This is a genomic window from Schaalia sp. Marseille-Q2122, from assembly GCF_903645355.1.
Taxonomy (GTDB): domain Bacteria; phylum Actinomycetota; class Actinomycetes; order Actinomycetales; family Actinomycetaceae; genus Pauljensenia.
Window position 1 is genome coordinate 28,966 of sequence record NZ_CAHJXR010000006.1, and the last position, 18,945, is coordinate 47,910.

At 60.6% G+C, this 18,945-nt stretch carries 15 protein-coding genes; all 15 read right to left on the reverse strand.

Features of this window, described 5'->3' with window-relative positions; all coding sequences use genetic code 11:
* Nucleotides 1-289: 289 nt before the first annotated feature.
* The 15 genes from HWX48_RS07770 to HWX48_RS07840 all read right to left on the reverse strand — a co-directional run bounded on the left by HWX48_RS07770 (nucleotide 290) and on the right by HWX48_RS07840 (nucleotide 18,804).
* Complete coding sequence (locus HWX48_RS07770; RefSeq protein ID WP_175956337.1) at nucleotides 290-1,045, reverse strand: LytR C-terminal domain-containing protein; 756 nt, start codon at nucleotides 1,043-1,045, stop codon at nucleotides 290-292.
* A gap of 72 nt (nucleotides 1,046-1,117) precedes the next feature.
* On the reverse strand, nucleotides 1,118-2,071 hold the full coding sequence (locus HWX48_RS07775) for an anaerobic ribonucleoside-triphosphate reductase activating protein (protein ID WP_368483988.1): 954 nt from the start codon (nucleotides 2,069-2,071) through the stop codon (nucleotides 1,118-1,120).
* Nucleotides 2,064-4,037 (reverse strand): ribonucleoside triphosphate reductase, encoded by a 1,974-nt coding sequence (locus HWX48_RS07780; RefSeq protein ID WP_175956338.1) that lies wholly within the window; start codon nucleotides 4,035-4,037, stop codon nucleotides 2,064-2,066. The genes HWX48_RS07775 and HWX48_RS07780 overlap by 8 nt, the downstream gene beginning before the upstream one ends.
* Nucleotides 4,038-4,368: 331 nt before the next feature.
* Nucleotides 4,369-6,000 (reverse strand): class I adenylate-forming enzyme family protein, encoded by a 1,632-nt coding sequence (locus HWX48_RS07785; RefSeq protein WP_175956339.1) that lies wholly within the window; start codon nucleotides 5,998-6,000, stop codon nucleotides 4,369-4,371.
* Nucleotides 5,997-7,214, reverse strand: coding sequence for a glycerate kinase (locus tag HWX48_RS07790; protein ID WP_175956341.1), 1,218 nt, complete (start codon nucleotides 7,212-7,214; stop codon nucleotides 5,997-5,999). Before HWX48_RS07790 ends, HWX48_RS07785 begins: the two co-directional genes overlap by 4 nt.
* 74 nt (nucleotides 7,215-7,288) lie before the next feature.
* On the reverse strand, nucleotides 7,289-8,485 hold the full coding sequence (locus HWX48_RS07795) for a thiolase family protein (RefSeq protein WP_175956343.1): 1,197 nt from the start codon (nucleotides 8,483-8,485) through the stop codon (nucleotides 7,289-7,291).
* On the reverse strand, nucleotides 8,482-9,957 hold the full coding sequence (locus tag HWX48_RS07800) for a CoA-transferase (protein ID WP_175956345.1): 1,476 nt from the start codon (nucleotides 9,955-9,957) through the stop codon (nucleotides 8,482-8,484). Before HWX48_RS07800 ends, HWX48_RS07795 begins: the two co-directional genes overlap by 4 nt.
* Nucleotides 9,954-10,688 carry a 3-oxoacyl-ACP reductase FabG gene (gene fabG, locus HWX48_RS07805; protein WP_175956347.1) on the reverse strand — a complete coding sequence of 245 codons (735 nt, stop codon included), beginning with the start codon at nucleotides 10,686-10,688 and terminating at the stop codon, nucleotides 9,954-9,956. The genes HWX48_RS07800 and fabG overlap by 4 nt, the downstream gene beginning before the upstream one ends.
* Before the next feature lie 45 nt (nucleotides 10,689-10,733).
* On the reverse strand, nucleotides 10,734-11,756 hold the full coding sequence (locus tag HWX48_RS07810) for a LacI family DNA-binding transcriptional regulator (protein ID WP_175956349.1): 1,023 nt from the start codon (nucleotides 11,754-11,756) through the stop codon (nucleotides 10,734-10,736).
* Between the two features lie 90 nt (nucleotides 11,757-11,846).
* Nucleotides 11,847-13,181 carry an MFS transporter gene (locus HWX48_RS07815; RefSeq protein ID WP_175956351.1) on the reverse strand — a complete coding sequence of 445 codons (1,335 nt, stop codon included), beginning with the start codon at nucleotides 13,179-13,181 and terminating at the stop codon, nucleotides 11,847-11,849.
* Nucleotides 13,178-14,083 carry an SMP-30/gluconolactonase/LRE family protein gene (locus tag HWX48_RS07820; protein WP_175956353.1) on the reverse strand — a complete coding sequence of 302 codons (906 nt, stop codon included), beginning with the start codon at nucleotides 14,081-14,083 and terminating at the stop codon, nucleotides 13,178-13,180. Before HWX48_RS07820 ends, HWX48_RS07815 begins: the two co-directional genes overlap by 4 nt.
* Nucleotides 14,084-14,347: 264 nt before the next feature.
* Nucleotides 14,348-15,796 carry a cysteine--tRNA ligase gene (gene cysS / locus HWX48_RS07825; RefSeq protein WP_175956356.1) on the reverse strand — a complete coding sequence of 483 codons (1,449 nt, stop codon included), beginning with the start codon at nucleotides 15,794-15,796 and terminating at the stop codon, nucleotides 14,348-14,350.
* A gap of 10 nt (nucleotides 15,797-15,806) precedes the next feature.
* Nucleotides 15,807-16,589 (reverse strand): heme ABC transporter ATP-binding protein, encoded by a 783-nt coding sequence (locus HWX48_RS07830; RefSeq protein WP_175956358.1) that lies wholly within the window; start codon nucleotides 16,587-16,589, stop codon nucleotides 15,807-15,809.
* The gene (locus HWX48_RS07835) at nucleotides 16,589-17,695 is read right to left on the reverse strand and encodes an iron ABC transporter permease (protein ID WP_175956360.1); all 1,107 of its coding nucleotides are present in this window, start codon (nucleotides 17,693-17,695) and stop codon (nucleotides 16,589-16,591) included. Before HWX48_RS07835 ends, HWX48_RS07830 begins: the two co-directional genes overlap by 1 nt.
* A complete protein-coding gene (locus HWX48_RS07840; protein WP_175956362.1) occupies nucleotides 17,692-18,804 on the reverse strand; it encodes a hemin ABC transporter substrate-binding protein in 1,113 nt (370 codons plus the stop codon). The genes HWX48_RS07835 and HWX48_RS07840 overlap by 4 nt, the downstream gene beginning before the upstream one ends.
* Nucleotides 18,805-18,945 lie beyond the last annotated feature (141 nt).

Genomic DNA, 18,945 nt, shown 5'->3' on the forward strand with positions numbered 1-18,945 from the left:
CGCACCACAATCCCCCAGGCACTGCCTGCGACCACCACGGTCGGCAGTCACGCCTGGGGGATTGCGTATGCAGCCGACTCGGGCAGCAAGGGGTGAACGATATAGCGAGGACACGGTTTAATGTGCGGGATGCCGTGTCCGTTCAGAACCAAGCTCTCGGCCAAGCGCCAGAGTTCATCAGGCACCAGAGTTCATCAGGCACCAGAGTTCATCAGGCCAGAGTTATCAGGCGCTAGGCACTCCGTCGCGTGCTACGCACCCCATCAGCCAGGGGTACCAACGCCGCACCCTACTCTGCGGGAGCCCCATTCTCGCCACCCTCACCCGGCTCGCCACCTTCGCCAGGCTGGGCGCCTTCACCAGATTGAGAACCTTCACCAGATTGAGAACCTTCACCGGACTGAGCCGACTCGCCGGATTGAGCTTCGCGGCCCTCAACAAGCATTTCGACGGTTTCAGGGTCAAGGGGATTGCACCTGTCGTTGCCACGTAGGGGCTCGCGGTTAGCGGTAATGCGGGCAGCATCTTCTGGGCTGAGGGCCTTATCGTAGAAGGTGCCGAGGATGACAGTGACAACAGGGTCAGAGCCGTCAGCCAGGACCACGCGCGAGCCTTGGAAGTAGCGAGCGACCGTCCAGGCATGGTCGACGGAGAGGGCGGTGGCGCGGATGAGGACGGCACCAGGGTACTCGTCGGCGTTGCCAGCTTCTTGCATCTGGAAGCCTGCGGCGGCCAGCATATTCGTCGCTTCACCTGCAATGCCCTGGCGGGACGTACCATTAAGGACCTTCACCTGCACGTTTGCCGGATTAGAGGGCAAGGCCTCGTCGGTGGGACAGGGGCTGGTGCCAACTTCTGCAAAGTGGACTGCTTCAGAGAATTCCTCTTCGAAAGGCAAAGTGATGAGGCCAGATGCCACCAGCGTCGCAATGACGAGCAGGGCCGCCATGGCTGTTGCGATGACGGTGAAGATCTTGTTCTGTCGGCGCTGGCGAGTCTCAAGAAATCGTTGGCGCGTGCTGATTGACGTCGGTTGTTGGCTCACAGGTTAAACCTACTCGAATTGGGGCCTTTCGTGCAGGCAAGCACGACTACTTCGTCAGAAAATACAGCGTTTTCACGCGCGCCGCAGCTCATATGCCTCAAAACCGAGGGCGCCAATATCGCGCGCGAGGGCACTCAGCTGGTCGGCCCACGCCACTGTCGCGCCCGGACCCCCAGTGGACGAGGTTCCCGCCGCCACCCTTCCCGCAAGATCCGCAGCGTCCCTACCTACCATCCCTTCAACCTCTCCTCGCCCAAGCGCCCCACAGCTGGCCGCAGACGGGAAGGAGACGGCCGAACGCGCCGACGCCTCATACGCATTGGCATAGGTATCTCGCACCCCCTGAAGGCGCACTTCTTGAAGCGCAAAGCGGCGCACTCCCACATCCTTGCAGCGCCTCGCAATCTCCAGCGCCTCTCCCGCCAACGACGGGTCAAGGGTCAAACGCACCTCATGGGCAACCTCAGGGTGAGACATGAGGATCGACAGCGCCTCCCAGGCTTTCTCTCCCGCACCCTGGCGTCCGGCGATGGCCTCGTAGGACGGGCCGGGCAGGGCCTTAATATCCAGACCCACCCAATCCACCAGGCCCTCGTCCAGCAGGCGCGCAAGCCGCGCCGGGTAGGGCCCAGCGGTGTGTAGGCCCACCTCAAAACCCATCTCCCGTATCTGACGCATGGCGGGGATGAGCGCCCACTGGCGCGTTGCCTCACCGCCAGAGAACACCACGCCGTCAAGCAGGCCGTGGCGGCGCTCCATCAAAGCTGTCACGCTTGACCACGCCACAACGCCGGGAATGCGCGGGTCAATGATCGCGTGGTTGTGACAGTAGGGGCAGGCCCACGGGCAGCCCTGACAGAACACGGTGGCGACGAGTTTGCCCGGCCAGTCCACGCTGGACATGGCGGAGATTCCTGCGATCTGCAGGTCCTCAGCCGTGAAGGACAAGGCCGGGTCCGCGTTCCTCCCCAGGTGGATAGGAACGCGGACCGAGTGGGCGGCGTGGGCCCTAGCCTCGTCAGGCACCCGTACCAGCCCCAACGGCGCTGCCTTCGCCAACGGCCCTACCGTCACCAACGGTTGAGGTGGCCCCCACCGGCGGGAAGGCGGAGACGAGCTCACCGTGGGAGGCGGCTGCGTCCTCGTTGAACATGAGGCGCTCGGCGTACTCACCCTTCTTGCCGATATTGAAGGAGTGGACGGGGCGGAAGTAGCCCATGACTCGCGTCCACACCTCGCATTGCTGCGGCTCAGCCTCGATACCCATGGCGGCGCGTTCGGCGCAGCGCGGGCAGGTGTGGTGCTCGCCTGCCAGGTAGCCGTGCACGGGGCAGATGGAGAAGGTCGGCGTGATCGTAATGTAGGGGACCTTGAAGGCCGTCAGCGAACGGCGCACCATTTCCTTGCAGGCCGCGCCCGAACTCATACGCTCCCCCATATACAGGTGCAGCACGGTGCCGCCCGTGTACTTGCCCTGCAAGACCTCCTGCGCTTCGAGGGCGGCGAAGGGGTCATCCGTGTAGCCCACGGGAAGCTGAGAGGAGTTGGTGTAGTAGGGCTGCTCGGGCGTGCCCGCCTGAATAATGTCGGCGTAGCGGCGCTTGTCCTCCTTGGCGAAACGGTAGGTGGTGCCCTCAGCCGGGGTGGCCTCCAGGTTGTACATGTGGCCGGTGGCCTCTTGGAGTTGCACCATGCGCTCGCGGATGTGGTCAAGGATGCGCACGCACATGTCGAAGCCGCGCGGGTCGGTGATGTCGTATTCGTCCCCAGAGTAATTGCGCACCATTTCATTCATGCCGTTGACGCCAATGGTGGAGAAGTGATTATCCAGGTGGCCCAGGTAGCGGCGCGAGTAGGGGAAGAGGCCGCCGTCCATGTGATGCTGGATGGTGGCGCGCTTCTTTTCCAGGGTGTCGGAGGCGAGGTCAATGAGGCGGTCAACCTCGGCGACGAGAGCGGCCTCCTCGCCTGCGTGCAGGTAGCCCAGGCGCGCCATATTGAGGGTGACGACGCCGACGGAGCCGGTGAGTTCTGCCGATCCGAACAGGCCATTGCCGCGCTTGAGGAGTTCACGCAGGTCCAGTTGGAGCCGGCAGCACATGGAGCGAATCATGTGCGGGTCCAGGTCAGAGTTGATGAAGTTTTGGAAGTAGGGCAGTCCGTACTTGGCGGTCATCTCGAAGAGACGCTCGGCGTTGGGGGTGTCCCAGTCGAAGTCGGGCGTGATGTTGTAGGTGGGGATGGGGAAGGTGAAGACGCGCCCGTCGGCGTCGCCCTCGCTCATGACGTCAATGAAGGCGCGGTTGATCATCTCCATTTCTTCGGCGAGGTCCCCGTAGGTGAAGTCAACGATTTCGTCGCCGATGAGGGGGTTTTCCTCGGCGAGGTCGTCGGGGCAGGTCCAGTCGAAGGTGAGGTTGGTGAAGGGGCATTGGGAGCCCCAACGGCTAGGCACATTGAGGTTGTAGATGAGTTCTTGCATGCACTGCTTGACCTGCTCGTATGTCAGGTTGTCGAGGCGCACGAAGGGGGCCATGTAGGTGTCGAAGGAGGAGAAGGCTTGCGCGCCTGCCCATTCGTTTTGCAGGGTGCCCAGGAAGTTAACGATTTGGCCGCAGGCGGAGGAGAAGTGCTTGGGGGGTGCGGAGGCGATGGCGCCGGGCACACCGTTGAAGCCTTCTTGGATGAGGCGCTTGAGGGACCACCCGGCGCAGTAGCCGGCGAACATGTCGAGGTCGTGGATGTGAATGGCGCCTTCGCGGTGGGCGGCGCCAGCTTCGGGGGTGTAGACGCGCTCCAGCCAGTAGTTGGCGATCATCTTGCCGCTGGTGTTGAGGATGAGTCCTCCCAGGGAGTAGCCCTGGTTGGCGTTGGCGTTAACGCGCCAGTCAGAGCGGTCGAGGTATTCGTCAATGGTGGCAATGGCGTCGACGTCGTAGCGGCGCGTGGTGCTGTCCTCTGCGGTGGGCAGGGGGTGGGTGTTCGCAGTCATGGTGGCCCTCTTTCGTGGTGGTCGCATCCTGTGTGGCGAGGGCGACGCGTGGGGAGCAGCTCCGCTGTTTGGGTCCCTGGATGGTCGCCGAGGTTCGTCCTGGTGTCGTCGATATGTCGTCATGGTGTGTCGTCATGCTGTGTCGCTGCGCCCTTGAGGGGCCAATGAACCCCTTCATTCCCTCAAGGTTCAAAACACTACATGTAGTGAGCGACGAAGTGTCAGACCACTATATATAGGGCTATCGGGGAAAGAAACACCCAACACGCAGCGTGGGGGGCGTGGCGCACGCGCCACGCCCCCCCACAGGCATCAAGCAGGGACTTGGGTCCTAATGACTGCTGCACTCCCCTTGGAAGTCACCAAGTATTCGACGAATAGCGACCTTATCGACCTTCATACCCGGAGTGTGCGGAATCGTCTGAACGATCCTCATATGAACAGGCATCTCATGCTTTGACATGTGAGGGGACACTCCCTGACGAATCCGCTCCAACACCACTTCCTCACTTCCTGCGCCCAAGGCATGCTCACGCACAACGATGACAGCGGCTGGAACCTCGCCGTACACCTCGTCAGGCACACCTACAACTGCAGCGTCAGCAACGAACTCATGATGACGCAGAGCCTCTTCAACATCAACGCACCAGACCTTTTCCCCGCCCCGGTTGACCATATCCTTCATCCGATCAACCACGTAAAGAAAACCATCCTCACTCACACAACCAACATCCCCAGTATGAAGCCAGCGATCGTCGGTCAATGCCTGCGAGCCACCCTCATAGCCGTCGGTGATATTCGGCCCTCGCAGGCAAATTTCGCCATATGCTCCAACAGGCACCTCTTTCCCCGACTCTTCTCGAATACACAGTTCAACTCCGGGAATAACCCAGCCCGAAGCCCCCTTATGTAGGCTTGTCGCCGCATCCCGTGGCATGACAGTGGCCGGAGAGGTTGTCTCTGTCAGGCCGTACACCGTGCGAAACTCCATGCTGGGCATCCACTCATGCAAGTCCTCAATCATGCGAACCGGCGTATGTGCCGCGCCACTTGCAAGCATCCGAACAGAAGGAAGCTCTGGAAAGTGTTGACGCTGGGCCAGCAAGAGAGCAAAAACCGTTGGTGAGGCGTGGATAAAGGAGATGCAATGACGACGAATCGCCTCCAAAAAATGACAGGCCTGCATCCGACGGTGAATAACCAGATGCCCACCAACGGAGAGGATCAGACCAATCACTGCTACCATCCCGGTGATGTGATACATCGGAACAGCAATCAAACAGGAATCATCGCCGGTGATACCCAGCGTTCTCCGATAGGCCTCCACCGCATGCATGACCGCCCTATTGCTCAGACGAACCCCCTTGGATTCTGAGGTTGTGCCAGAGGTAAACATCAAGATGGCGGGAGCTTGTGCGATCTCGGGATGATGCGGCACTGGCTCCGTAGGGAGAACCCAGCGGGCTCCACCGTCCTCGCGCACGCACACCACAACGGGGGGAACGGGGTGGTCCAAAGCCGCAATACACTCACTCATCCCCTCAACCCGCCCCTCCTCAAGAATCAACACGTCATTGTGTGTGCGCCTCACGAGGCGAGCCAGCTCCTCGTCAGCGAGTTTTCCCGGCAACGGGCAGACAGTGGCATCAAGAGCATTGACAGCGTAGTAAGCAACAATAAACTCAATGGAATTATCCAGCAGGATCCCCACCCGGCTACCGGCATGGATCCCTCGGCTCCTCAGAACTTGCGCAAACCCTGTCATCCGCTCGTCTAGCTCACGGTAGCTCACAGGAGCATCATCCTCCATTGTCAGCGCAGGACGCTGAGGGCACGCTTCGGCTTGGAGGCGGAACAGATCCACAACGCGTTGGGAGGGAAGAGGGAACACCCACATTCCATCCGCGTCCTCATACATGCCTTCACCCACATGCGCGGGCCACAGCTGGCGACCTTCAATCATGGGAGTTCCTCTTCCTGGGGTTGTTTGCGTATCCCCTCCTGCGTTGCTTGCTGAAGTGTGTGCCAGTGGCCTCCTGCACCACAAGCTCTATCCATCCAACGTGAAACGATTTGTGCGCAGGTTTGCGCAATACGCTCCGGCCCTTCTTTCAGGGATTGAGGCAGAGAAACACTGGGATCACTGATGGGAACAATGTCGAGGAAAGCCGCGTCGCCAATGAGATGCTCAACGCCGTCCTCTCGCTTGCCGCACACAGCAATGACAGGGACACGCTGCACGCGTGCTCGCTGCAATACCCCCCAGGGGGCTTTCCCATGGCACGTCTGCGCGTCGATCTTGCCTTCGCCAGTGATGACAAGATCTGCTGATGGGAGCAGGTCATCAAGGCCGATGGCATCCAAAACAATGTCAATACCCGGTTTAAACATCGCTCCGAAGAAGCCAAGAAAGAAAGCTCCAAGCCCCCCAGCTGCACCCGCCCCCGCAGCGTGAACAACCTGCACCCCCGTGGCATCCTCCACGAGCTGACCCCAACGGCCAAGGAGCAGATCAAGAAGCTGAACCTCCTCCGGAGAGGCGCCCTTTTGCGGAGCAAAGACCTGGGCTGCCCCCGTTGCTCCTGTCAATGGGTTCGACACATCGCAAGCGAGCGTCACCGTCGTGTTCGCCCATGAGGACAGATCAGGAAGATTAATGGAAGAGATCTCCTGCAGTGCCCTCGCGTCAAAAGCATCCGCGCTTCCGGCGCTTGTCATAACGGAACCTCCCAGTTCAAGAAAGGCACCTATCCCACCGTCAGAGGTCGCTGTTCCACCCAAGCCAATCAAGAAGTCGCGAGCGCCGCGCTCATGCGCGTCCTTGAGGAGCTGCCCCACCCCAGCACTACTCGCCTGCAGGATTCGACGCCGATGCGGAGGGACATGTTCAAGACCAATAGCTTGAGCAACCTCAATCACCGCCATACCTGTCGCGGGGTTCAATCCGTAGGAGGCAGTTCTGAGTTCCCCATAAGCATCAAGCACCTCAACAGAGATTGTTTCCAACCCGAGGACAGGGATGAGGACATCAAGCAGGCCCTCTCCACCATCAGAGATCGGTGCTTCTAGACATGTCACCGCAGGGTGTGCGGCACGGATCCCAGCTGCTGCTGAAGCTACCGCAACAGTGGCACTCATGCTTTCTTTAAAAGAGTCCAGTGCAATGATGATGCGCATTTATCCCTCCACTGCTTCGTCACATGGGTGGTGTGACGGCCCTCGTCCCAGGGAACCGCCACACCACCCCGCTTTTAGAGCGCCCGGATGAGCGCTGCGACGGCTTGCCCCCCACCAATGCACATCGTGACAAGTGCGTGTTCGCCACCGGTGCGGCGCAGTGCAAGGAGCGCACGCAGCGTCAAGATCGCGCCAGTTGCACCCACGGGATGCCCCAGCGCGATCGCCCCACCCATCGGGTTGGTCTTCTCAGGATCCAACTTCGCATCCCGGATGACCGCGAGCGCCTGGGCAGCGAAAGCCTCGTTGAGTTCCACCCAATCCATATCCGCCACGCTCATCGAGTGACGACTCAAGAGCTGCTCAATGGCGTACCGGGGCGCGTATCCCATGATGTCGGGATGTACGCCGGTCTTGACGAAATCCACAAACTCTCCCAGAATAGGCAGCCCCTTGTCCTTCGCGTGACGCTCAGTAGTCATGACGAGCATGGCGGCAGCATCGTTAATACCCGACGAGTTTCCCGCCGTCACTGACGCCCCCTCATCGCGCAGGAACGCTGGCCGAAGTCGGCTCAAACTCTCAACGCTTGTTTCCGGGCGGAGATGTTCGTCGGCCTCGAAAAGAACCTCATTCTTCCCTTGGCGCACACTAATGGGCGCGATCTCGTCGACGAAGAACCCCGCTTTCTGGGCAGCGTCAGCACGCTTTTGAGACTCACAGGCAAAGGCATCCTGGTCGGCGCGGCTGATCCCAAACTCACGCGCGACCTTCTCTGCTGTCAGGCCCATAGGTCCGCCCGAGAAAGGATCTGTCACCAGGGACATGGTGCCATCAACGAGGGTATGGTCCCCGAGGCGCCACCCATTACGCGCGTTGAAATCCATGAACGGCTGGCGGCTCATGTTCTCCGAGCCACCGGCAACGACAAGGTTGGCATCCCCACGCATCAGCTCCATCGCCCCAGAATGCAGCGCCTGCAGGCCCGACCCGCACAGGCGGTTCACCGTCATCGCCGTCGAATCCAGACGGGCACCCGCTTCCAGGGAGATACGGCGAGCCAAAAACGCGTCCCCACCTACCTGCCCAACACAGCCAACGATGACCTCGTCAATGTCGGGAGAGGCCACACCTGCACGCTCGACCGCAGCGCGATAAGCATGGGCCCCCAGGAGGTGATTATCGGTGCCCGCTAGGGAGCCGCCGTATTTTCCGACAGGGGTGCGCGCGCCAGAGACGAGGACGATCCGTTCATTGCCATAGAACATCATGAGAGTTTCTCCATTGATTCTCGAAGGACACTGTGTAATGCTTCGCGGGCCTCATCTGACTCGTCACGATCAATAACCTCCCAGCCGCGGTCAGTCAGACGAAGCGTGTAGTACTCGCTGCACAGGTAGACTTCCTGATTCTTTGCCAGAGCGGCGCGGCCGTTAAAGGTCAGATGATCAACAGCTGACATCCACTTGGGGTGCTTTGAACGAGCCGACATGAGGAAACAGATGCGTTTGGCGCCATCGACGATGTCCATGAAGCCTCCGCAGCCAACGGCCTTGCCTCCTAGGGCCGACACATTCACATTGCCGTTTCCGTCAACCTGCCCGACCCCCATGAAGGTGATGTCACAGCCGCCGCCGTTATAGAAGTCAAACTGGGCGGGGTGGGAGATCAGGGCCTGTGGGTGCATTGCGCAACCAAAGTCGATGCCACCGAGGGGAACGCCTCCGTAAGTCCCTGATTCAACAGTGAGCATCACCTGAGAGAGCAGCCCCGAACGCGCGAGCGCAGGCCCAACGGTGTCCCCCGGGATCCCGGTGCCGAGGTTGACGATATCGCCGGGTTTCACCAGGCGAATCCCTCGCATACCGATGGATGCACGCTGCTCATCCAGATCATCGGTGTCAAAAGCGTGGGCCATTTCCTCATCACTTGCTCGCCCTGAAATGAGGTCGTAAGAGACCTCGCGGAAACTATGACTCTGACGGTGGTATTCGGCAGTGTCCGTGCACACCATGACCACGTCGATGAGGACACCTGGCACGTTTACCAGACGTGCTGGGATGCTTCCCGCTTCGACGATCTCCTTGACCTGGCAGATCACCGTTCCGCCGTTATTGTGAACGGCTTGGGCGATTGCCAACGAGTCGAGAATAGTGGGGTCGTCCTCTTGAGAGAGGTTCCCGTCTGTGTCGATGCGTGTACCGCGAATAATGGCAACGTCAAGGGGGAAGGACTTATAGAGCATGTATTCGCGGCCACCGACCGTTGCCAATTCCACGTATGCGTCAGCAGGAAGATGCTCGCGCGTGAGATCGTTCAGGCGCCCACCGTCAAGGCGTGGATCAATGAAGGTCCCCAGTCCCACTGTGGAAAGCTGTCCCGGCCTGCCTGCTGCGATGGTGCGATAAAGGGTCGAGATCTGACCTTGGGGGAGGCACACACACTCAACTTCATTAGCTCCCAGCATGGTTGCCATCGGCGGGTTGAGTCCCCAATGGGGGCCAATCACCCGTTTGAGCAGGCCCGGGTGCGCAATGCGGGCCAGGCCATCCACGCGATTGGATTGTCCAGCGGCATGGACCCAGGTCAGGTCCCGAGGGTGGTTAGTCTCCAGGAAGGAGCGCTCAATTTCAAGGTAGATCTCGTCAGCGACGGACATCATGGTGAATCCATCTGAGGCAACAGTGGCCCCATCAGGGATGCAGGAGGCAACCTCGTGAGGTTGAACGAGTCTGAACTTCACAGCCTGAACCCTCCTCCCACTGTCAGAACCTCGCCTGTCACATAGGCAGCGTCGTCACTCGAAAGGAAGGCGACCACTCGCGCAACATCCTCAGGGTGTCCAATACGGCGCAACGGAATTTTTGCGAGCATGGCATTGAAGGCCTCTTCTGGCATCGAGAGCGTCATTTCTGTTTCGATGAAACCAGGACACACAGCATTGGCCGTAACATTCTTAAACGCCAATTCTTTTGCGATCGAACGAGTCAAAGAGACGACGCCCCCCTTGGCTGCCGCGTAATTGGTCTGCCCGATGTTGCCCATCCACGAGGCAGAGGCGATGTTCACGATGCGCCCGTAGGAATGCTCACGCATGTGGGTGCCCACTGCCCGGCAGAAGTAAAAGACAGCTGACAGGTCAACAGCAAGGACAGAATCCCACTGCTCGTCAGTCATCTTGTGGAGCATGGCATCTCGATTGATGCCCGCATTATTGACCAGGATGTGAATCTGCCCGTGAGCTTCAATCATGGAGGCAACGAATTCATTGACGGCATGCACATCGGAGACATCCAGTTGATATCCGCTTGCCCCGCCCCCACATTGCTCTGCTGTTGCTGCGGCGGCCTCACCGTCCATGTCGACCACAAGAACCTGGGCGCCACGCTGCGCGAGTTCCAGTGCAATGCCACGGCCGATTCCTCGTCCTGCGCCGGTCACAATGGCACATTTTCCTTGAAGCTGAGATGACATTCTTCTGTCCTTTCGAAAGTAGTTGCACGACGGATCCTCGTGGATCTAAGGACATCCGCAGGTCCGCCCGATAAAGAGTTCGTGATGACAAATGACGTCCGTACCGATGTGGTCTACTCCGTGTTGGTTCTGGAGGAGCATCCTCACTGCGGTGTGCGCCATTTCAGATCGAGGTTGAATAACAGTTGTCAGTCCGACAATGCGTGACAGTGACGATAGGAGCCCGTCATAGCCGGTGACGGCAATATCCTGAGGGCACTGAACACCAAGGTCATGGAAGATACTGATCAATGCGAGAGCAATGACATCCGCACCACACACCACCGCTTGTGGAAGCCGACTGCCCTGTCGGAGGAGGTAATCGGCAACTGCTATCCCTCCATCAGCGCTCAGGCGGGTGTGGAGGATTCGTTCGCGGGAAATGACAATGCCTGCTTCTCTCGCTGCCGCGATCATTCCCTGGGCTCGGAGCGCCGAAGAGGAGGACGTCAAAGGCCCTACTGCAATGCAAATGTCCTCGTAACCGTGGGAAATGATGTGGGACATTACCTCGTGCCCGGCATGGTAGTCATCAATGCCCACAAAATAGCCGTTGAAGTGCGCTGATTTCCTTGATACTTGGACGCAAGGAACCCCTGCTGCCCGTAAAAGCGGCATCAACGAGGCATCCTTTGCGCTAGCAACCGTCAGGATAATGCCCGATACTCCATGTTCGAGCATGACCTCCACCGTTGAACGGATCGCTTCCTCCTCGTCTGCGGTGTGCGAAAGAAGCACCTCCGCGCCGAGTTTTCTCGCAGCATCAGAGGCAGAAACAGCGAGTTCGGAGTAGAACTGGTTACCAACATCTGCCAACACCAGCCCCAAAAGTGGGCGCTCTGCACGTCTCGATGCGCGGATGGGTAAACCTAGGCGCTGAGCCTCAGCCAGAATCTGCCGACGCAGATCGAGCGAGACTCCCTCTCGACCATTGAGGGCGTAAGAGACTGCCGCCCGAGATATTCCAAGGTTCTCGGCAATCTGTGCCCCGGTTGGGCGTACTCGTTCCTTCACTACTTCAGCCACCATGATGCCCTCCACGTTTTGCAGACTATGTGGCTCAACAATTGTGCTTTTGGGTGGCAGGCCCTACTCTCCTGCCACCCAAAAGACGATGAATCAGTGTGCGGAGGCTTTGTTGTTGCGGACCTCACGGACGAGGACCTGCAGGACAACACCGAGGATCGCTGCGACCATCATGAAGATGAAGGCGACGTTATAACCGGTGACTGACTTCCAACCGCCTCCTGCGGAGATCAAGAATCCAATGACGAGCGGTGCAATACCGCCGCCAATAAACATTGCGGTGGTGATGAACCCGTTGGCTGTACCCGACCCATTTGGCGGTGCTGCGTCGGTAGCCGCAGCGTAGAACACCGGCCAGGGGGCGTTGGCGACGAGTCCAAGGAAGAGCTGTAGGGCGATGTAGGCCCCGAGGCTCGTTGCGAAATAGAAGGCACCTGCTGCGACACCCATCCAAATTCCACAGATGATGAGGGTCATTCGGCGCCCGAGGTGGTCAGACAGAGTCGGCCAGAAGATCTGCCCGAGGATACCGGTGATGGTGAAGAAGACCGAGTATGCGGCGGCTGCAGCAAAGTCGAGGCCAAGAATATTGGCGAGGTAGAGGGGAAGGATGTAGCTGATGCCGTTGTACACGATCTGGGTGAGCAATGTGGTTCCCGAGGTGAGCATGATGGTGCGGTTACGGAAACACATTGCGATGGCGCCGCGTTCGTCGCCGGTGACCGGACTGTTGCGGTGCTCCGTCATGAAGGAAGTCATCCCCGCCGCATCAATCTTCTCTTGTGTGAGGTCGAAGCGAGCGGCGTTGGAGTACCACCACCAGAATCCCATGACAGGAATGGCTGCGATCAAACCAACGTAGAACACGTAGTACCAGTGCTCATCGCCGAAGAGGTTGAGGATCCATGCTGTGACAAGACCTGCGAGGAGCGCACCAACGGGGTAGCCGGTGTGGTGCACGCCCAAAGCAAAACCGCGTCGTTCCTTTGGCCACCATTCGGTGGTGTTGGAGATACCAATGGGTTCACCCCAACCGGCGCCGAGGTTCACGCCGATGCGCAAGGCGATGAAGATGACAACGTTCTTGATGGCGAAACTCATGCCCGATAGCGCTGAGAGGATGTTGTAGCCGATGACCAGTGGAACCTGGAAGAAGGCGCGACGCCATCCAACTCCATGTTTGTCACTCATACGTGAGCCGGGGATTGCCATGACAGCCAACGCGAAGAAGACGACGGCGGTAATGGAGCCCCATGCTTCGGGCGTGAGGGAGAAGTGTTCGGAAATCACCGGGCCTAGACGGAGGATAACCTCACGATCGAAGGCATTGATGATCCAGATCAACCACGTTGCCCCGAGGGCAACCCAGGATCCTGCGGGAACTCTACTTAGAGGGGCGTAGCGTGTTTTGCCCGAATTCTCATTCATGAGAGCACTCCTTCGGTCACCGTAGTTGCTGCGAATCGGGGAATCGGGTTGCCACACACTCCGAGATCATCAACGACATAGAGGGTGCCGCGTTCGGGTCCGTCTTCGGGGAATCGTGGGAGGGGCGGGCGGCCCATAGTCGTGACGAAGAGTCGGTCGAGGTTTGCTCCACCAAATGTTGGGCAGGTGACCTTGAGGACGGGGAATTCGATGACTCGTTCGAGGGTGCCGTCGGGGTCGTATCGGTTGAGTTTTCCGCCGTAAACGTGTGCCTGCCAGATGAAGCCTTCATTATCGACGGTCATGCCGTCTACTGCGCCGCCATCGGAGGTGTCAACGGTGGTGAGGACGCGCCGGTTGAGGGCTTCACCGGTGTCGAGGTTGTAGTCGTAGGCCCAAATGTCTCCCGTCCATGTGTCGGCAAAGTAGAGGGTCCGTCCATCTGGGCTGAAGCACGGGCCGTTTGAGCAGATGATTCCTTCGTCGAGGATGTGCAGGCTCATGTCTGGGTCAAGACGGTAGAGCCGCCCTGATGGGGCTTCTTCCTGAGTATCCATTGAGCCTACGATGAAACGACCGCGTGGGTCGACCTTGCCGTCATTGAGCCGGTTGGCTGGAAGATCGGGCTCAGGGTCGATGATGAGTGTGCGTTCGTCGGTGTCGGGATTGAAGGCGTAGAGCCCTGTTTGTTGGGAGAGCAAAAGGTGCTTTCCATCTGCGAATAGAGCAATCGATCCGAGTTTTTCTCGACCATCCCAGACGGTGAGGTCGCTGCCGTCTTCTCGGTTGCGGTAGATTCGTCCATCGGTTGAGTCAATCCACCACAGCATCTGGGTTTCGGCATCCCACACTGGGCCTTCCCCAAGGCTTGGCTTGACGTCAATTACCTTCTGAATTTTCACGAGTGAACTCCTTTGTACACTGTTGATCTATTCCGCCCGCTGAACTCTTCACTGCTACGCTGCAGTTACTGTCCCCTCATGTACAGCGGGTCAGTGCCATTCTCTGCCGAGCTATTTTGTTAAGCAACGTTAAGTTGCCCCTCATGGACACCTCGGGATTACCTCGTCCAATCAGGCGAATTGGGTGCGCGCGTTCGGCATCATTGCCTCAACGCCCGCGCCCGTGAGTACAGCTCGACTGCGGGAAAACGTCTATATACCAGCTCAGGCCAAATGCCAGCTCGCGCCCTCGCGCCCGTCCTCGACAATTACTCCGGCAGCGGCCAGACGGTCACGCAAGGCGTCAGCCCTCGCCCAATCCTTCTCGGCTCGCGCCTGAGCGCGTTCCTCAATGACGGCCCTCACCAGGGCGTCGAGGGCGTCGTACTGGGCTGAGTCCGCCCCGGAGGTGGCCTCGCCCTTCCACTGCGGGGACGCAGGATCCAGGCCCAGCACGTCAAGCATGGAACGCACCAGCAGCTGTTCGCGGCGCACGGCCTCCACGTCGCGGGCCTCCAGGGCCACATTCCCTGCCTTGAGATGCTCGTAGATGACCGCGAGCGCGCCGGCGACATTCAAGTCATCATCCATGGCGGCACTGAAGGCTTCGGGAAGCTCTGCCGGGGTCAGGGCCTGCACCTCGCCGATGGGCACTTCGCCAGCAACATCAATGGTGCGCTCCACGAAGGCACGCACCTTCGCCCAGGCGGCAGCCGCAGCAGGCAGCGTCTCTGGCCCCCACTCGATAGAGGAGCGGTGATGCACGGTCGACAGGGCCCAGCGGACGGCGGCTGCGGGAGCCTCGGCGGTGAGGGCATCCACCGACAACACGTTCCCCAGGGACTTCGACATTTTTTCACCCTTGGTGGTCACCCACGCGTTATGCACCCACAGGCGGGCAAAACCCCAGCCCGCACCGTGGGACTGCGCCTGCTCGTTCTCGTGGTGGGGGAAGCGCAGGTCGATGCCGCCGCCATGGATGTCGAACTCTTCACCCAGGTAGCGCTTGGACATGGCCGAGCATTCCAGGTGCCAGCCAGGGCGGCCCCTCCCCCACGGGGAATCCCAGGAGGCATCCTCGGGTTCGGTGGGCTTGGCGGCCTTCCACAGGGCGAAGTCACGCGGGTCGCGTTTGCCAGCCTCCACAGCCTCGTCAATCTGAGCGTCATCTTCGGTGGAGAGCATGTCGTCAAGCTTTTGGCGGGTGAGGGAGCCGTAATCGGCTTGCGAACGCACATCGAAATAGACATTGCCTTGCCCGTCAGCGTAGGCGTGGCCAGCGTCAATGAGGCGGGCGATGAGGTCGATTTGTTCGGGGATGTGCCCGGTCGCGCGGGGGGCGACGGTGGGCGGCAGAACGCCGAGGGCGGCGTAGGCGGCGTCGAATTCGCGTTCAAAACGGGTGGCCCACGCCCACCACTGCCATCCGGCCTCGGCGGACTTACGCAGAATCTTGTCGTCAATGTCGGTGACATTGCGGACGTAGGTGACGCTCATGCCCGAGCGGCGCACCCAGCGGATCAGGGCGTCAAAAGCCACGGCACTACGCAGGTGGCCCACGTGGGGCGATCCCTGCACGGTCGCGCCACACAGGTAAATGCCCAGGTGACCGGGGGTGACCGGCTCAAGGGGTTGCAGGCGGGCGGACTTGGAGTCGTACAGGTGTAGTGCCATGCTCTCTATCTTAGTGGCGCACCTGCTGGGGCAGAACCACGAGGCGCCCGTCGTGAACGGTGGCGACCTCAATGGGCCACTCATAGACACGGCTGAGTAGCTCCCCGGTCAGAACCTCTGTGGGCGGGCCAAAAGCGGCGATACCACCCTTTTCCATGAGGGCGATCTTGTCGCAGTAGGTGCCCGCTAACTGTAGGTCGTGCATGACGGCCACTACCGCGTGCCCAGCTTGGGCCAGCTCACGGCAGACCTGCATGGTGCGTTCCTGGTGGGCGATGTCGAGGGCGGCCGTGGGTTCGTCCAAATAGACCAGCCCGGTTTCTTGGGCGAGGACACGGGCGAAAGTGACGCGCGCTTTTTCACCGCCGGACAGGTGGGTGACCTCGCGGTCTTGCAGGTCCTCAACGTCGGTTTGAGCCATGGCGTGGGCGATGACGGCCTCGTCAGTCTCAGCGTCCGTATCCCAGCAGTGGCGGCCCATCGCAACAATGTCGCGCACGAGGTAGGAGAAGGGGAACTCGATGGTTTGCGGCATGACCGAGCGCAGTTGGGCCAGTTCCTTGCGGGTGTGGGCTTCGATGGGCCGCTGCCCGTAGGTGATGGTGCCGGATTGAGCGTCGAGGTCTCCGGCCATAATGCCCACCAGCGTGGATTTGCCGGTGCCATTGGGGCCCAACAGGCCCACGACCTGCCCGAATTCTACGCTGAGGCTCACGTCGTGAAGGATTTGGCGTTTCCCGTAGGAGAAGCTGATGTGCTCAGCTGACACGGCGACAGTAGGTGAGGGCGTCATCAGTGTCCTCCTCGTTGCAGGCGTGCACGCAGGAGCATGAAGAAGGTGGGGCCACCCACCAGGGCGGTGAAAATACCGATCGGTAGGTCCGCGAAGGGAATAAGCGTGCGGGCAGCCAGGTCTGAGAGCGTCACCAGCAGGGCGCCAGCCAGCATCGCGCCGGGGATGAGCACGCGGTTCAGGGGTCCCAAGGCAATACGCATGACGTGAGGGACGATCAAGCCAACGAAGGCAATGACACCCGCGTAGGACACGGCTGCGGCGGTGAGCAGAGTGGACAGGGTGATGGCGGCCAGACGCAGAGCTTGGACGTTGATGCCGACGTGTCCGGCGGCGCGCTCACCCAAAGACAGGGTGTCAAGGCGCTTTGCCAAAGCAAAAGCCCAGATCATACCGATAGTGATCACCACGGCCACCGTCCACACCTGCGGCCATACCGTGCCATTGAGCGACCCCATCTGCCAGAACACAATGTGGTCGCGGGCTGTGGTGGGAGCAATGTAGGTGGCGATCGAAGCCAGGGCCGTACACACGGCGGTCACCGCAATACCGGTCAGCACCAGGGTCACCACGTCTGCCTTGCCATTGGAACGCGCCAAGACGTACACGACCATGGCTGCCACCAGGCCGGAGAGGAAGGCGGCAGCGGGCACAGCAAAGCCAGCCAGGGCCTGCGGAATGAACACCATCGCCAGGGCGGCGCCGACGGACGCACCCGAAGAAACGCCAATAATGCCCGGCTCAGCCAGGGGGTTAGAGAACACCGCCTGCATGACGGCCCCGGCCACCGCCAGGGCGGCCCCCACCAGGAGGCCCAGAGCAATACGCGGGAAGCGAATATTCCACAGGGTCGAAAACGCCAGCGGGTCCTGCGGGTAGTCAGCAAGCCCCAGCGGCGCGAAGGAGGAGCGCAGCACGTCGGCCACGCTCACCTGGTATTGGCCCAGGAGGGCCGAAGCGAGGGTGGAGGCCACGAGTCCGACAATGACGACGCTGAGGGTGATGAGCATGCGCAGGCGCCGACGTTGGAAGCCTCGCGCGGGGGTGGCCACTGAGGCGCTGCGGGCAGCGCTCAGGGCTGCGCCGGGCCGGGTGGTGGCACTCATTGGGCGCTGTCCACGCCGTAGAGGGCGCGGGCGATGGCCAGCAGAGTCTCACCCGTTTGGGGGCCAAAGGAGAGGGAAAGGCCATCGGGGATAGCGATGACGCGCTGCTTTTGTCCGGCGCGAGTTTCGGCCACACCTGGGCGGGCAAGCAGGCCGGGCAGGCCCTCGGTGGATTCCAAGCCGGAGGTCATGACGAAGATGACCTCGGGGTTGAGGGTGACGAGGGATTCGGCGTTGGCTGGGGAGACGCCGCGAATACCATTCGCTCCGGCGACGTCGCGCGCGCCAACGGCTTCGATGAGGGCGGCTGCGCCCTCGTCCTGCCCGAGGATGAAGAACACGCCTGCGGTGCCGCGCACGTAGAGGAAGGCGGTGTCGAGGGGCTGGGCGGGTGTCCATTCCTTAATCTGCGCCTTGGCGTCATCGATGCTCTTTTGGGTGCGTTCAACCAGTGCCTTTCCGGCCTCGTCGGCACCGATGGCGTGGGCGACGCTCATAATGAGGTCGTCAATGGTGTCGATGGAGTGGTTGGGGTCGATGAGGACCATGGGAATACCCGAGGCGCGCAGCTGATCGAGGGCTTCGGGCGGCCCGACGGAACGGTCGGCGATGATGACGGTGGGCTGGAGGGAGAGGATCGCCTCAGCGTTGAGGGTGTGCCCGTTCTCGGTGACAACGGGCAGGTGGGCGAGCTGCTTTTCCGTGGAGGAAACAGTGCGGCCCACGAGCTTATCGCCATACCCCAGGCCGATGAGGGTACGGCTAATGGCGCCGGGAAGGTCCAGGGCCAAGATTCGCGAGGTATCCGTGACGGTGACGGAGTTGCCTTCAAAGTCCGTGAGGGTGACGGGCAGTTTTTGGGGGAAGGTGCCCTCAATGGGGGTGGGGTCTTCGAGGTCAGGAACTTGCGTGAGGCCTTCGAGGCTGCGCGGGTCGGGCAGGTTGACGGAGGCTGGCTGGGCGGGGGCGCCGGATTGCGCCTGAGCTGGCGACGATTGAGCGGCCTCAGACTGGGCACTTGCTGCGCTGTCAGCAGGATGGGTGGGGGTAGCGCAGGCGCTGAGGAGCAGTGCGCAGGCGCTGATTGCTGCAAGAATCCTGATTTTCATGTTTTCCTCATGACGGTGCGGTGTGGGGTGAAGTGCATGGTCTTCACCCCACACCGCGGGGTTCGTACCGCTCACATTTTAGGGGTGAGCGGGCCGTTGCTTGCTGTGGGCTGTGCCGCGCCCACCTGGGGTTTCAGGGGG

Excerpts from the sequence above, each read along its gene's own strand:
- HWX48_RS07810 (WP_175956349.1), bottom strand. The coding sequence starts at position 11,756 with ATGGTGGCTGAAGTAGTGAAGGAACGAGTACGCCCAACCGGGGCACAG.
- HWX48_RS07780 (WP_175956338.1), bottom strand. The coding sequence starts at position 4,037 with ATGACTGCGAACACCCACCCCCTGCCCACCGCAGAGGACAGCACCACG.
- HWX48_RS07795 (WP_175956343.1), bottom strand. The coding sequence starts at position 8,485 with ATGATGTTCTATGGCAATGAACGGATCGTCCTCGTCTCTGGCGCGCGC.
- cysS (WP_175956356.1), bottom strand. The coding sequence starts at position 15,796 with ATGGCACTACACCTGTACGACTCCAAGTCCGCCCGCCTGCAACCCCTT.
- HWX48_RS07840 (WP_175956362.1), bottom strand. The coding sequence starts at position 18,804 with ATGAAAATCAGGATTCTTGCAGCAATCAGCGCCTGCGCACTGCTCCTC.
- HWX48_RS07790 (WP_175956341.1), bottom strand. The coding sequence starts at position 7,214 with ATGCGCATCATCATTGCACTGGACTCTTTTAAAGAAAGCATGAGTGCC.
- HWX48_RS07830 (WP_175956358.1), bottom strand. The coding sequence starts at position 16,589 with ATGACGCCCTCACCTACTGTCGCCGTGTCAGCTGAGCACATCAGCTTC.
- HWX48_RS07835 (WP_175956360.1), bottom strand. The coding sequence starts at position 17,695 with ATGAGTGCCACCACCCGGCCCGGCGCAGCCCTGAGCGCTGCCCGCAGC.
- HWX48_RS07785 (WP_175956339.1), bottom strand. The coding sequence starts at position 6,000 with ATGATTGAAGGTCGCCAGCTGTGGCCCGCGCATGTGGGTGAAGGCATG.
- HWX48_RS07815 (WP_175956351.1), bottom strand. The coding sequence starts at position 13,181 with ATGAATGAGAATTCGGGCAAAACACGCTACGCCCCTCTAAGTAGAGTT.
- fabG (WP_175956347.1), bottom strand. The coding sequence starts at position 10,688 with ATGTCATCTCAGCTTCAAGGAAAATGTGCCATTGTGACCGGCGCAGGA.